Origin of the sequence: Kitasatospora sp. NPDC087315 (assembly GCF_044744345.1) — a bacterium.
Lineage (GTDB): Bacteria > Actinomycetota > Actinomycetes > Streptomycetales > Streptomycetaceae > Kitasatospora.
Genome location: NZ_JBIUYD010000025.1, coordinates 11,399 through 27,207, shown reverse-complemented (window position 1 = coordinate 27,207; position 15,809 = coordinate 11,399). Strand labels below are relative to the sequence as shown.

The following is a 15,809-nucleotide window of genomic DNA, read 5'->3' as shown; positions in this document are numbered from 1 at the left end:
CCCTGTCCGCCCCGCCGGAGAACCGGAACCGGATGACCCGACAGCCGGCCGGAAGAGACGGACGACCGGATCCCGGCGGGAGCCGGTGCGGGTCGGCCCGGGCCGCGCCGGCTGTCCGCGCGCCCAACCGCGCGCTCCGGCCCGACCGGGACAACAAGACGGCACCCGCCCGGGCCGGTTCCCCGGGAACCGGGCCGCAGGGAGAGAAGGACGAATTCGTGGACGCAAGCATAGCGGTCGTGGGAATGAGCTGCCGCTTTCCTTCCGCACCTGACATCCGATCCTACTGGTCTCTTCTGACCGGCGGCACCAGCGCAATTTCCGGACCACCCAAGAATTCCTTCGCAGAATTTTCCGACCGACCGCCCTCGGGCGGGTTCATCGCCAACCCCGAGGAATTCGACGCCGATTTCTTCGGCATCTCCCCGAAAGAGGCGGCCGCACTCGACCCGCAGCAGCGCCTGGCCCTCGAAGTGGCCTGGGAAAGCGTCGAGGACGCCGGAATCCTGCCGGCCGCCCTGAGTGAACTCGACACCGGGGTCTTTTTCGGTGCCATGCGCGACGACTATGCCGTGCTCACCCGACGTCACGGCCAGGACCGTTACAGCCTGCACACGTTCGCCGGGCTGCAACGCAGCATGATCGCCAATCGGGTGTCCTACGCGCTCCGGCTGGGCGGCCCCAGCATGACGGTGGACACCGGGCAGTCCTCCTCCCTGGTCGCCCTCCACCTGGCCTGCGAGTCCATTCTGCGCGGCGAGTCGGAAGCGGCCCTGGTGGGCGGCGTCAATCTGCTGCTCGACCAGGACGGGGCCGCGGGGGCCGGGTCCTTCGGAGCCCTGTCGCCCGACGGCCGGTGCCGCCCGCTGGACGAGGCCGCCAACGGCTTCGTGCCCGGCGAGGGCGCGGGCGTCGTCCTGCTCAAGCCCCTGACCGCCGCGCTGGCGGCCGGGGACCGGATCTACTGCGTCATCCGGGGCAGCGGCGTCAACAACGACGGCGGCGGGCCGGGTCTGACGCACCCCAGCGTCGTGGCGCAGCAGGAGCTGCTGCGCCGGGTGAACGACCGGGCGGGCACCCTGAACGCGGTGCAGTTCGTCGAACTCCACGCGACCGGGACGCCGGCCGGCGACTCGGTGGAGGCGCGGTCCGTCGGCGGCACGCTGGGTGCGGCCCACGACAGCGGGCACCCGGTGGTGGTCGGCTCGGTCAAGGCGGCCATCGGGCACCTGGAGGCCGCCGCCGGGATCGCGGGCTTCATCAAGGCCGCGCTCTCCGTCTGGCATCACGCGATCGTCCCCCAGCCGAACTACCGTGAGCCGTCCCGGCGGATCCGGCTGGACGAGCTGAACCTGCGGGTGCCGCTCGCCTTCGAGGACTGGTCACGACGGGACGCGCCGCTGGTCGCGGCGGTCAACTCCTTCGGGCTGGGCGGCACCAACTGCCATGTGGTGCTCGCCGAGGCCCCCAGGACGGCGGAGCCGGAGCCCCGGGCGGAGTGGATCCACGACGAGCACGTCCATGTGGTCTCGGGGCGCACCCGGGAGGCGCTGCAGGCACAGGCCCGCGCCCTGCTCGGCCGGCTCACCTCGGCGGCCCGGGTCACGGACGGGACCGGCACCACGGACCGGGCCGACCCCGGGCCCGACGGCTCGAACGGGCCCGACGGCTCGAACGATGGGCCGCCCGAGCCGCTCGACCTGGCGTACTCGCTGGCGACCACCCGGACGCGGTTCGGCCGGCGGGCGGGCGTGGTCGCCGGGGACCGCGACGCGCTCCGCGAAGGGCTGTCGCACCTCGCCGAGGGGACCTCGTCCCCCCGCGTGCACCAGGGAGAGGTGTGCGACCGGGCGGGCACCGCCTTCCTCTTCGCCGGGCAGGGCACCCAGCGGCCCAGCATGGGCCGGGAGCTCCACCGGCACCAGCCGGTCTTCGCGGCGGCCTTCGACGAGGTGGCCGCCGCCCTGGACCGCCACCTCCCGCGCCCGCTGAAGTCCGTGGTGTTCGCCGACGCGGGCAGCGCCGGGGCCGCGCTGCTGGACGACACCGCCTACACCCAGCCGGCCCTGTTCGCGCTGGAGGTCGCGCTCCACCGGCTGCTGACCACGTGGGGGATCCGCCCGGACGTCCTGCTCGGCCACTCGATCGGCGAGCTGGCGGCGGCGCACACGGCGGGTGTGCTGTCCCTGCCGGACGCGGCGCTGCTGGTGGCGCGGCGCGGGCAGCTGATGAGCGGCCTCCCGACGGGGGCGATGGCCGCGATCGAGGCGACCGAGGAGGAGGTCGCCCCCCTGCTGGCGGAGCAGGGCGGGCTGGTCTCGCTCGCCGCCGTGAACGGCCCGCGGGCCGTGGTGGTCTCGGGGGAGCCGGACGGTGTGCGGGCGGTGGCCGCGGAGTTCAGGCGGCGCGGCGCCCGTACCCGGATCCTCCGGGTGAGCCGGGGCTTCCACTCCCCCCAGGTGGACGCGGTGCTGCCGGACTTCGCCGAGGTCGCCCGGTCGGTCTCCTACCGGCCGCCCGAGGTGCCGATGATCTCCACCCTGACCGGCGTCCGGGCGCGCCCCGAGGAGCTGTGCACGGCCGACTACTGGGTCGAGCAGCTGCGGGGCACCGTGCGCTTCCTCGACGCGGTCCGCACCGCCGCCGAGGGCGGGGCCGCCCACCTGGTGGAGCTCGGCCCGGACGCCACCCTGACCACGATGGCGGGGCGCTGCCTGCCCCCGGAGGACGAGCCGCACCGGAGCACGCTGGCACTGCTCAGCGACACCGTCCCGGAGCCGGCCGCGCTGTCGGGCGCGCTGGCCGAACTGTTCGTCCACGGGGTCCCGGTGGACTGGCCGAAGGTGTTCGAGCAGCTGCCCGCCCGGCGGACCGCGCTGCCGACGTACGCCTTCCAGCGCCGGGCCCACTGGCTGACGCCACCGGTCGCGGGCGCCGCCGGCACCGGGCCCGGGACCCGGCCCGAGCCCGTCCCCGGGCCGCAGGCCGAACCGCGCCCCGAACCGCGGCAGCCCGAAGCGCCGCGGCCCGAACCGCAGCCGTCACCGGACCTCGCCGGCCCCTCCGGCCCCTCCGGCCCCTCCGACCTCGCCGGCCTCTCCGGCCCGGAGCTGGAGCGGACCGTCCTGGAGCTGCTCCTCAGCCACGCCGCCACGCTCCTCGGCTACGAGGCGGAGGACCGGATCGACCCGCGCCGCTCCTTCGAGGACCTCGGGGTGAACTCCCTCACCGCCGTCCAGCTGTCCACCGCCCTCGGCGCGGCCGTCGGACGGCCGCTGCCGGACACACTGACCTACGACCACCCGACCCCGCGCGCGGCAGCCGCCGAGGTGGCCGGGCTCCTCACCGCCAGGAGCGAACGACTCCCCACCGATGACGGCGAGTTCGCCACTCCCCCGGACCTGCGCCAGGACCCGGTCGCGGTCGTCGCGCTGGGCTGCCGGCTGCCCGGCGGCATCACCTCCCCGCAGCAGCTGTGGTCGCTGCTCCAGGCCGGCCGGGACGCCGTCGGCGACTTCCCCCGCGACCGGGGCTGGGACATCGACGAACTGTTCGCCACCGACCCCGACGCACCCGGCAAGACGTACGTACGCCAGGGCTGCTTCCTCTACGACGCCGCGCAGTTCGACGCCGACCTGTTCGGCATCTCCCCGCGCGAGGCGCGCGCGATGGACCCCCAGCAGCGCCTGCTGCTGGAGATCGCCTGGGAGACCCTGGAGCGCGCCGGCATCCCCGCCGACTCGCTGCGGGGCAGCGCCACCGGTGTGTTCATCGGGGCGACCGCCCAGGAGTACGGCCCGCGGATGCACCAGGCGCCCGCCGAGTCCGGCGGCTACGCCCTGACCGGGACCACCACCAGCGTCGCCTCCGGCCGGCTGGCCTACACCTTCGGCCTGACCGGGCCGGCCCTGACCGTCGACACCGCCTGTTCCTCCTCGCTCGCGGCCGTGCACCTGGCCTGCCGGTCGCTCGCCGCGGGCGAGTGCGGACTGGCGCTGGCCGGCGGTGTGGCGGTGCTGTCCTCGCCGGGCATGTGGGTGGAGTTCTCCCGCCAGCGCGGGCTGGCCCCCGACGGGCGGTGCAAGCCGTTCGCCGCCGCGGCCGACGGGACGGCGTGGAGCGAGGGCGCCGCCCTGGTCCTGCTGGAGCGGCTCTCCGACGCCCGCCGCCACGGCCACCCGGTGCTGGCCGTGATCCGGGGCAGCGCCGTCAACCAGGACGGCGCGAGCAGCGGCCTCAGCGCCCCCAACGGACCGGCGCAGGAACGGGTGATCCGGCGCGCCCTCGCAGAGGCGGGCGTGAGCGCCGCCTCGGTGGACGTGGTCGAGGCCCACGGCACCGGCACCACGCTCGGGGACCCGATCGAGGCCCAGGCGCTGGGCCGGGCCTACGGGGAGGGCCGGGACGCGGACCGCCCGCTGCTGCTGGGCTCGCTCAAGTCGAACATCGGCCACGCCCAGGCGGCCGCCGGAGCCGCGGGCCTGGTGAAGATGGTACTCGCGCTCCAGCACGAGGAGCTGCCCGCCAGCCTGAACATCGACGCGCCCTCGACGCGGATCGACTGGGACGCGGCGCGCCTGCGGCTGCTGACCGGGAGCGTCCGCTGGCCGCGCGGACCCGCCGCCCGCCGGGCCGGCATCTCCTCCTTCGGCATCAGCGGCACCAACGTCCACCTCGTCCTCGAAGAGGCCCCGGACGACGAAGAGGCCCCGGACGACTCCACCGACCGGCCGGACGGCCACCCCGCCGAGCACGCCGCCGAGCCCCCCGCCCGGGCCTGGGACGCGCCCGCCGTGCCGTGGACGCTCAGCGCCGGGAGCCCGCAGGCACTGCCGGCCCAGGCGGAGCGGCTGGCCCGGGCCCTGCGGGACGGTCCGGCCCTCGACCCCCGGGACGTCGGCTGGTCGCTGGCCACCACCCGGACCGCGCTGGACCACCGCGCGGCCGTGGTCGGCGACACCCGGGAGGCGCTGCTGGACAGTCTGGACGCCCTGGCCCGCTCGGCCCCGACCGACCCCCCCGAGACCGGGACGGCCATCCGGGCCGAGGCCCGCCCGGGCCACCGGACGGTGTTCGTCTTCCCCGGGCAGGGCTCCCAGTGGCCCGGCATGGCCCGCGGCCTGCTGGCCGCCTCCCCGGTCTTCCGCGCGCACATCGAGGCCTGCGACCGTGCCCTGTCCGCGCACTGCGGCTGGTCGCTGCGGTCGGTGCTGGCCCAGGAGCCGCAGGCACCCTCGCTGGACCGGGACGACGTGGTGCAGCCCGCCCTGTTCGCCGTCATGACCGGGCTCGCCGAGGTCTGGCGCGCGCACGGGGTGACGCCCGACGCGGTGGTCGGGCACTCCCAGGGCGAACTCGCCGCCGCCTGGGCCGCCGGGGCCCTCACCCTGGAGGATGCCGTCCTCGCCACCGTGACCCGCAGCCGTCTGGTCGGCACGCTGGCCACGGACGGCGCGATGGCCTCCTTCCGGCTGCCCGCGGCCGAGGTCGAGCGCCTGCTGCGGGACGGCTACCCCGGTCTCGGCGTGGCCGTGTTCAACGGCCCCTCGGCCACCGTGGTCTCCGGGCCGCGGGACGAACTGGAGCGGCTGCTCGCCCGGTGCGAGAAGGACGGCGTGCGCACCGCCCGGATCGCCGTCAACTACGCCTCGCACTGCGCCGACGTCGACGTCCTGCGCGAGCCGCTGGCCGAGGCCCTGGCCGGCCTCGCCCCGCGGCCGGCCCGGATCCCGTTCTACTCGACCGTCACCGCCGACACGGACCCGGCGCGGCTGCTGGACGGTGCGTACTGGTTCACCAACCTGCGCAGCCCGGTCCGCTTCGAGCCGACCGTCCGGGCCCTGCTCGCCACCGGGCACGACACCTTCGTCGAGATGAGCCCGCACCCGCTGCTGACCCTCGGGATCCAGGAGACCGCCGACAGCGAGGAGCCGCCCCGGGAGATCACCGTGCTCCCCTCGCTCCACCGGGACACCGGGGAGCCGGCCGACCTGCTGTTCGCACTGGCCCGGGCCTGGTGCCACGGCCTGCCCGTCGACTGGGCGCCGGTGCTCGGCGGAGCCCGGCCGGTCGCGCTGCCCACCTATGCCTTCCAGCGCAGCCGCTACTGGCTGTCCGCCTCGCCCCAGCCCGGTGGCGACGGCGCCCGGCGCCAGGAGGACCAGGCCGAGCGCCCGCTCTGGGAGGCCGTCGAACGGCAGGACACCGCCGCCGTGGCCGCCACGCTGGGCCTGGCCGACGAGGCGCCGGTCCGCGAGGTGCTCCCGGCGCTGGCGGCCTGGCGCAGTGCCCGGCGCAGCCGCGCCCGGCTGACCGGCCTCTGCTTCACCACCGCCTGGACGCCGCTGGTCGAGCACAGCGCGCCGACCACCGGGGCCGACTGGCTGCTGGTCACCCCCGAAACCGGAACCGGACCCGGAGCCGGGCCGTGGCCGCAGGCCCTGGCCACCGCCCTGGCCGCCCTCGGCGCCGAGGTCCGCACCGTGGCCGTGCCACCGGGGACGGACCGCGCCGGGGTCGCCCGGCTGGTCGGCGGCGACGACGGCCGGCGCCCGGGCGGCATCGTCTCGCTCCTCTCCCACCGGCCGGACACCGACGGCGACGGACAGCCGGAGCCTTCCCTCGCCGACACCGCCGCGCTGCTCCAGGCGCTGGACGACCTGGACTGGGAGACCTCCCTCTGGTGCGTCACCCGGGACGCCGTGCGCGTCGACGCGCACGACACCGACACCGATCCGGCGCAGGCCGCGCTCTGGGGCCTCGGCCGCACCGCCGCCCAGGAGTATCCCGACCGCTGGGCCGGGCTGCTCGACCTGCCCGCCGAGCCCGACCCCGAGAGCCTGCGCCGGGCCTGCGCCGCCCTGACCCTGCCGGGTGCCGAGGACCAGCTCGCGGTCCGGGCCCGGGGCACGTACGCCTGCCGTCTGCGGGAGGCCGCCGTGCCGCCCGGGCCCGGCTGGCGGCCGCGCGGGACGGTCCTCGTCACCGGTGGCACCGGCTTCCTCGGGGCCCACGCGGCCCGGACCCTGGCCGCCGCCGGGGCACCGCACCTGCTGCTGCTCAGCCGGCACGGCGCGGACGCCGAGGGCGCGGCCGAGCTGGCGGCCGAACTCACCGACCGGGGAGCCCGGGTGACCTTCGCCGCCTGCGACATCCGTGACCGGGACGCGCTCGCCGCCGTGCTCGCCGCCGTCCCCCCGGACGAGCCGCTGACCGGCGTGGTGCACACCGCCGGTGTGCTGGAGACGGCCACCATCGACAACCTGACGGCGGACCACCTGGAGCGGGTGCTGGCCGTCAAGACGCTGGGCGCCCGCCATCTGCACGACCTCACCGAGGGGGACGACCTCGACGCCTTCGTCCTCTACTCCTCCGTCATCGGCACCGTCGGTATGGGCGGCCACACCGCCTACTGCGCGGCCAACACCTACCTCGACGGCCTCGCCGACCGGCGCCGCGCCCGCGGCCTGCCCGCCACCTCCGTCTCCTGGGGCTACTTCCCCGGCGGCCTCGGTGCCGGCGGCGGCGACTGGACGGCCGAGCACGGACTGCTCGCGCTGGACAGCGACCGGGCCGTCGCCGAGCTGCCCGCGCTGACCGCCGGCCGCGAACCCCGGATCGTCCTGTCCCGCTTCGACTGGCCGGTCTTCCTGTCCGGCCGGGCGGCCGACCGCCCCATCCCGTTCCTGGACGACCTCCCGCCCGTCCAGCAGGCCCGGCAGGACCAGCAGGAGCAGGCGGGCGACACCGCCCGGCCCGCGGCCGGCCTGCCGTCCGACTTCCCGCAGCTGCCGGCCGCCCGGCAGCGGCAGGTCCTCGCCGAGCTGGTCCGCTCCACCGCCGCGGCCGTCCTCGGCCACCACGCGCCCGACTCGGTCGCCCCGAACCGGCCGTTCAAGGAGCTCGGCCTCGACTCGCTGGCCGCCGTCCAGCTGCGCACCCGGCTGGCCCACGCGACCGGCCTCCATCTGCCGACCGGCCTGGCGTTCAGCCACCCGACCCCCACCGACCTGGCCGCCCATCTGCACGCCCGGCTGGCCGCCGCGGGCCGGTCCGAGCAGCCGGCCGAGCAGGGCCCGCGGGCGACCGCCACGGCGCGGCCCGCCGACGAGCCGATCGCCGTCCTCGGCATGGCCTGCCGGCTGCCCGGCGGCGCCGACACCCCGCAGGAGCTGTGGGAACTGCTGGCGGCCGGCACCGACGCCATCTCGCCGTTCCCGGAGGACCGCGGCTGGAACCTCACGGAGCTGTACGACGCCGACCCCGCCGTGCCCGGCAAGAGCTATGCCACCACGGGCGGGTTCCTGGACGCCGCCGCCGACTTCGACGCCGAGTTCTTCGGCATCTCGCCCCGCGAGGCGCTCTCCATGGACCCACAGCAGCGGCTGCTGCTGGAGACGTCCTGGGAGGCACTGGAGCGGGCCGGGATCGACCCCGGTTCGCTGCGCGGCAGCAGCACCGGCGTCTTTGCCGGGGCGGTCTACCAGGACTACGGCGCACGCTCGCACGAGGCGCCCACGGAGATGCAGGGCTACCTCACCACCGGGAAGCCGCTGAGCGTCATCTCCGGGCGCGTCGCCTACGTTCTCGGGCTGCAGGGTCCGGCCGTCTCCGTCGACACCGCCTGCTCGTCCTCCCTGGTGGCCGTCCACCTGGCCTGCCAGTCGCTGCTCCAGGGCGACAGTTCCCTGGCGCTGGCCGGCGGGGTCACCGTGATCGCCTCCCCGGGCCTGTTCATCGAGTTCTCCCGGCAGCGGGCGCTCTCCCCCGACGGCCGCTGCCGGTCCTTCGCGGCCGAGGCCGACGGCACCGGGTTCGCCGAGGGCGCGGGGATGGTCGTCCTGGAGCGGCTCTCCGACGCCCGCCGCCACGGCCACCCGGTGCTCGCGGTGATCCGGGCCAGCGCGATCAACCAGGACGGCGCGAGCAACGGCCTGACCGCCCCCAACGGCGAGTCCCAGCAGCGGGTCATCCGCCAGGCGCTGGGCCGGGCCGGGCTGGGCAGCGGCGACGTCGACCTGATCGAGGCCCACGGCACCGGCACCACCCTGGGCGACCCGATCGAGGCCGAGGCCCTGCTGGCCACCTACGGCCGCGACCGCGCCGCCGACCGGCCGGTCCACCTCGGCTCGCTCAAGTCCAACATCGGCCACACCCAGGCCGCCGCCGGGGTGGCCGGGCTGATCAAGACCGTCCTCGCGCTCCAGCACGCCACGATGCCGATGACCCTGCATGCCGCCACCCCCACGCCGCACGTCGACTGGGGCACCGGCGCCGTCCGGATCCTCTCGGCCACCACCCCCTGGCCGGACACCGGCCGGCCGCGCCGGGCCGCCGTCTCCGCCTTCGGGGTGAGTGGCACCAACGCCCACGTGATCATGGAGCAGGCCCCCGAGGCCCCCAAGGCCGCAGAGGTCCCGGAGACCCCCGGACCCGCACCCGGGTCCGCCTCCGAACCGGCCGCCGGACGGCCCGTCGTGGCGCCGCCCGTCTGGCTCCTCAGCGGGCACACCGAAGCCGCCCTGGGCGCCCAGGCACAGCGCCTGTACGCCCACCTGACGGCCTCGCCGCCGCCCTCCGCCGAGGCCGTCGGCCACGCCCTGGCGACCACCCGCGCCCAGCTGACCCACCGGGCCGCCATCACCGCACCCGACCTGGACGGCTGCCTGCGGGCGCTGCGCGCGCTGGCCGACGGAGCCGGTGACCCGGACCTGATCACCGGCCGCGCCGCCGAGGGCCGGACGGCGTTCGTCTTCGCCGGGCAGGGCTCCCAGTGGCCCGGCATGGCGGCCCGGCTGATCGAGGAGAGCCCGGTCTTCGCCGCCGGCATCGCCGACTGCGCCCGCGCCCTGGCCCCGCACACCGACTGGTCGCTGGACGACGTCCTGCGGCCCGGGGCCGGTGCCGAGGCGCTGGACCGCGTCGACGTGGTCCAGCCCGCGCTCTTCGCCGTCCAGCTGTCACTGGCCCGGCTCTGGTCCGCGGCCGGGGTCCGGCCGGCCGCCGTGGTCGGCCACTCCCAGGGCGAGATCGCCGCCGCCTGCTTCGCCGGGGCGCTCTCCCTGGAGGACGCCTGCCGCGTCGTCGCGCTGCGCAGCAAGGTGCTGACCAGGCTGGAGGGCGATCACGGTCTGCTCGCCCTCCAGCTCTCCCACGAGGAGGTGCTGCGGCGGCTCGACCGGTACCCCGCGCTCACCGTCGCCACCGTCAACAGCCCCCGGGCCGTGGTGGTCGCCGGTCCGGCGGCCGCGCTCGACGCCCTGTACGGGGAGTGCAAGGCCGAGCAGGTCAGAGCCCGCCGGATCCGGGTCAGCTACGCCGCCCACTCGCCGCAGGTCGACGAACTGCGCACCGCCCTGCTGGAGTCGCTGGCCCCGGTGGCCCCCAGGGCCGGGGAGCAGGAGTTCTACTCCTCGGTGACCGGAGCCGCCCTCGACACCAGCACGCTGGACGCCGCCTACTGGTTCCGGAACCTGCGCGAGCCCGTCCGGTTCGATCTGGCCACCCGGGCCCTCCTCCAGGACGGCCACCGGTTCTTCGTCGAACCCAGCGTCCACCCGCTGCTGTGCGGCGCCGTGCTGGAGACCGCGGACGCCGAGGCCCGGCCCGCCGCCGCCCTGCCCACCCTGCACCGCGACGAGGGCGGGCTGCGCCACTTCACGGCCGCCCTCGCCAGGGCCCACGTCGAGGGCGTCCCCGTCGACACCGGCGCGCTCAACCCCCACCGCCCCGGGGAGGAGCCGCCGGCCCTGCCCACCTACGCCTTCCAGCGCCAGCGCTACTGGGTCGACACCTCCCGCGGCGGCACCCGGCAGGAGCTGGCCGCCACCCTGGGCGCGACCTCCGCCGACCATCCGATCCTCGACATCGGCCTGCCCGACCCCGAGAACGACGGCATCGTCCTGACCGGCCGGGCGAGCCCGCGCACCCACCCCTGGCTGCGCGACCACGCCGTCGGCGGAGACCTCCTGCTGCCCGGCACCGCGTTCGTCGACCTCGCCCTGCGCGCGGGCCGCGAGACCGGCTGCCCGCACCTGGCCGAGCTGACCCTGCTCGCCCCGCTCCACCTGGGCGAGGAGGACGGCACCCAGCTGCACCTCACCGTCGGCGGCCCCGACCCGGCGGGCCGGCGGAACGTCACCATCCGTTCGCGCCCGCACACCGCCCTCACCGGGGAGCCGTGGGCCCTGCACGCGCGCGGCCTGCTCTCCCCGTCCGCCCCCTCCGCCCCCTCGGCCGACACCCCGGCGACCGACACCCCGGCGGCCGCCCCCTGGCCGCCCGAGCACAGCGTCCCGGTGGACGTCGACGAGTTCTACGCCGGTGCGGGCGTGCGCGGTTACGGCTACGGCCCGGCCTTCCAGGGGCTGACCGGCATCTGGCGGCGCGGCCAGGACATCTTCACCGAGGCCAGGATGCCCGAAGGGCTGGACCACCAGGACCCGGCCTTCGACCTCCACCCCGCGCTGCTCGACGCGGCCCTCCAGGGCCTGCTGGTCCGCCGCCCCACCACCGTCGAACTGCCCTTCCACTGGGGCGGTGTCCAGTTCCACGGCAGCGGCGCGACCACCCTGCGCACCCGCATCCGGCCGCTGGACCAGCAGAGCGTCACCGTCGACATCACCGACGGGGGCGGCCGCCCGGTGGCCCGGATCGAGACCCTCACCATGCGGTCGGCCGGCACCCAGGCGCCGCGTCACCTGCTCGGCGGCGAGGGCCTCTACCGCCTCTCCTGGAAGCCCGTCGCCACCGGCCCCGCACCCGCCCGGCCGCTCCGCCCGGCCGGCCTCGGCACCGGTCCCGCCCAGCCGCCGAACGGCGACCGGCCGTGGCCGCTGTACGCCGACCCGGCCGCGCTCGCCGAGAGCCTCGGCCCCGACCGGCCCGCCCCCGACCTCGTGCTGCACACCCTGACCCCGGCCGAGGACCCGGCCCCCGGCCCGGACGACCTCGCCCCGGCCGTGCACGCCGCCGTCCAGCGCACCCTGGCCCTGCTGCAGAGCTGGCTCGCCCAGGAGAAACTGGCCACCACCCGGCTGGTCCTGCTCACCCACCGGGCCGTCGCGGCGCTTCCCGGCGAGACCCCCGACCCGGTCGGCGCCGCGCTCTGGGGGCTGGTCCGCTCCGCACAGAGCGAGAACCCGGGCCAGTTCACCCTCCTCGACATCGCCGACCCCGGCCCCGAACAACCCGACGCACCGGCCCTGGCCGCGCTCCCGCTCGGCACCGAACCCCAACTCGCCCTGCGCGAAGGCCTGCTGTACGCGCCCAGGCTCACCCGGGCCGCCACCCCGCCGCCCGCGCCACTCCCCTACGACCCGGACGGCACCGTCCTGATCTCCGGCGGCACCGGTACCATCGGCCGGCTGCTCGCCCGCCACCTCGTCACCGAGCACGGCGTCCGGCACCTGCTGCTGCTCAGCCGGGGCGGTGCGGCCGCCCCCGGCGCCGACACCCTCCGGGACGAGCTCGCCGCGCTCGGCGCGCAGTGCACCGTCGCCGCCTGCGACACCGCCGACCGCGCCGCCCTGGACGCCGTCCTCGCCACCCACCTCGGCGACCGGCCGCTCAGCGCCGTCGTCCATGCCGCCGGCACCCTGGACGACAGCACCGTCACCACCTTGACGGACCGTCAGGTCGACGCGGTGCTGCGGCCCAAGGCCGACGGCGCGCTCAACCTCCATCTGGCCACGCTGGCCCGGAACCCGGCCGTCTTCCTCCTCTTCTCGGGCGCCGCCGGCACCTTCGGGACACCGGGGCAGGCCCACTACGCGGCGGCCAACTGCTTCCTCGACGCCTTCGCCGAGTACCGGCGTGCCCGGCACCTCCCCGCGCTCTCGCTGCCCTGGGGCCTGTGGGCCGAACGCAGCGCCATGACCGGCCACCTGGACGCCACCGCGCTGCGCCGCCTGGAGCACCTGGGCATCGCCGAACTGCCCGCCGCACACAACCTCGCGCTGCTCGACGAGGCCCAGCGCCTCGACGAGGCCGTCCTGCTGCCGCTGCGGCTGAGCGGGGCCGCCCTGCACGGCAACGACACATCGCCGCTGCTGCGCGACCTGATCCGGCCCAGGCAGCAGTCCGAGCGGTCCGCGGCGGTCACCGAGGCCGACGAGCGGCAGCTCCCCGGCCGGCTCGCCGAGGCCGGGCCGCAGGAGGCCCGGACGATCCTCACCGACCTGGTACGCGGCGAGGTCGTCCAGGTGCTCGGCCACTCCTCGGTGGACGACATCGACCCCGACGCCGCCTTCGCCGACCTCGGCTTCGACTCGCTCACCGCCGTCGAGCTGCGCAACCGGATCAACCGGGCCACCGGGGCGACCCTGCCGGTCACCGCCGTCTTCGACCATCCGACACCCGCGGCGCTCGCCGCCCGTCTCCTGGCGGACCTGCTGCCCGACGCCGCCGAGCCGGAGCCGCCCGCCCCCGAACCGGAGCCCGAACCGGCGGCCCACTGGGCCGACACCGCCGAGGACGCCGAGCTGTTCGCCGCCATCGATGGGATCCAGGAATGACCACCACCACGCCCCGCGCCCGCCCCTTCGGCACCACCGCCGGCGCCGTCGGCACGGCAGACCCCGTGCTGTCCGGGCCGCCGCTGCTCCAGGTCCGCTGGGAACCCGTCCCGGTCACCGGACCGCCACCCGGCTGGTCCGTTCTCACCCCGACGGCCGCGCCCTCGGCCCTGACCGAGGAACTGCGCGCGGCCCACCCGGGCATCCCCCTGTCGGCCTCCGGCGCACCCGCCGGACCGGCCGCACCGGCCGTCCTGGCGGTGCCGGCCGACGAGGCGCCCGAGCAGGCCCTCGCCCTGGTCCGGGCCGCGCTCGCCGCACCGGACCGGCCGGGCGCCCGGCTGGCCCTGCTCACCCGGGGCGCGGTGTCCGCCCGTGACACCGACCCGGCGACGGATCCGGAACAGGAGGCGCTGCGGCGGCTGGTGCTGGCCGCGGCCGCCGAACGGCCCGGCCGGTTCACCCTGATCGACCTTGACGCGGACCCGGCCTCCCTCACGGCCGTCGCCGCGGCCCTCGGCTCCACCCGCTCCCAGCTGGCGATCAGGACGGGCACCGTCCTCGCACCGGAGAGCGCCCCGGCCGCGCTGCTGCCCCTGCCCGCCGGCCACGTCCGGCTCGCCCTGCCGGGCCCACCGCCCTGGCGGCTCACCCTGATCGGCAAGGGGACGCTGGAGAACCTCGCCCTGGACCTCTGCGACGAGGTCGCCGAACCGCTGGTGGGCAGCCAGGTCCGGCTGGCCGTACAGGCCGCCGGGGTCAACTTCCGGGACGTCCTGGACACCCTCGGGCTCTACCCCGGCGACCCGGGACCGCTGGGCGCCGAGGGCACCGGCACCGTGCTCGACACCGGCCCGGACGCCACCGTCCTGAAGCCCGGGGACCACGTGACGGGCCTGCTGACCGGCGCCTTCGGCCCCGTCGCCGTGACCGACGAACACCTGCTGGTCCCCGTTCCCCCGGGCTGGCCGGCCGCCCGGGCCGCCGCCGTCCCGGCGGCCTTCGCCACCGCCTCCTACGGGCTGTTCGACCTCGGCCGGCTGACGGCCGGCGAACGCGTCCTCGTCCACTGCGCCACCGGCGGGGTCGGCAGCGCCGCCGTCCAGCTCGCCCGGCACGCGGGCGCCGAGGTGTTCGCCACGGCGAGCCCGCCCAAGCAGCCGGAGCTGCGGCGGCTGGGCCTGGACGACGACCACATCGCGTCCTCCCGCACCACGGACTTCGAGCGGGAGTTCCGGGACGCCACCTCCGGGCAGGGCGTCGACGTCGTCCTCAACGCCCTGGCCCACGAGGCCACCGACGCCTCCCTGCGCCTGCTCGGCCCGGGCGGCCGGTTCGTGGAGATGGGCAAGACCGACCCGCGCGACCCGGCCGACATCGCCCGGGACCACCCGGGCGTCGCCTACCTCGCCTTCGACCTCAGGGAGGCGGCCGGCCCGCAGCGGCTGGCCGGGATCCTGCGCGACCTCCAACGGCTCTTCGCCACCCGGGTGCTCCACCCGCCCACCGTCCACGTCTTCGACGTCCAGGACGCCGCGGCCGCGTTCCACCACATGAGCCGGGCCCGGCACACCGGCAAGCTCGTCCTGCGCATTCCGCCGCCCGACGGCGGGCAGGGCAGCGTCCTGCTCGCCGGTCCGCTCGCCCGCACCGCACCGCTGGCCCGGCACATCGCCGCCGGACAGGGCGCCCGGCACCTCTGGCTGGTCGGGCCGCCGGACGGGGACGGCCGCGCCCTCGCGCGGCTCCGGTCCCAGCTGGAGGGCCTGCCCGTCGAGCTCCACCCGGTGGACGCCGACCCCGCCGACCCCGAAGCGCTGCGGCGGGCCGTCGAGGCCGTGCCGGCCGAGGCTCCGCTGACCGCCGTCGTCCACACCGCCGCCGACGCCCACCCGGCCCCGGCCGCCGACAAGCCTGCCAAGCCCGATGAGCCAGACGGGTCCGACGGGTCCGACGCGGCCGCCGAGCTGCTGCACCGGCTGACCGGGGAGCTTCCGCTGGACACCTTCCTGCTGATCGCCACCGCGCGGTCCGACAGCCGGGGCCACGACCCGGGCGACCCCACCCGCGGCCACCCCGGGCTGGAGTCCCTGGTCCGGCACCGCCATTCGCTGGGCCTGGCCGCCACCCTGGTCGTGCTGCCGCCCGAAGGGGCCCGGCCCACCGTCCTCACCTCCCTCTACGACACCGCCCGCCACACCGACGCCCCCGTGCTGACCGTGGCCGGGGCGGCACCGGACGGGCGGCCCACCGCCCGGAGCGACCCCCACGACGGCGGCTGACCGCACCAGCAGC

Annotated in this window: 2 protein-coding genes; both read left to right on the top strand. The window is 76.7% G+C overall.

What is annotated here, in order from left to right:
* Window positions 1–32: 32 nt before the first annotated feature.
* Entirely contained in the window at window positions 33–13,514 is a 13,482-nt protein-coding gene (locus tag ACIO5D_RS30200; protein ID WP_400799067.1) for a type I polyketide synthase, read from the top strand.
* Window positions 13,511–15,796, top strand: a complete 2,286-nt coding sequence (locus ACIO5D_RS30195) for a zinc-binding dehydrogenase (protein ID WP_400799064.1) — start codon at window positions 13,511–13,513, stop codon at window positions 15,794–15,796. Before ACIO5D_RS30200 ends, ACIO5D_RS30195 begins: the two co-directional genes overlap by 4 nt.
* Window positions 15,797–15,809: the final 13 nt, after the last annotated feature.

What these genes read in the sequence shown, in the direction of transcription:
- ACIO5D_RS30200 (WP_400799067.1), top strand. Translation starts at nt 33, where the DNA reads ATGACCCGACAGCCGGCCGGAAGAGACGGACGACCGGATCCCGGCGGG.
- ACIO5D_RS30195 (WP_400799064.1), top strand. Translation starts at nt 13,511, where the DNA reads ATGACCACCACCACGCCCCGCGCCCGCCCCTTCGGCACCACCGCCGGC.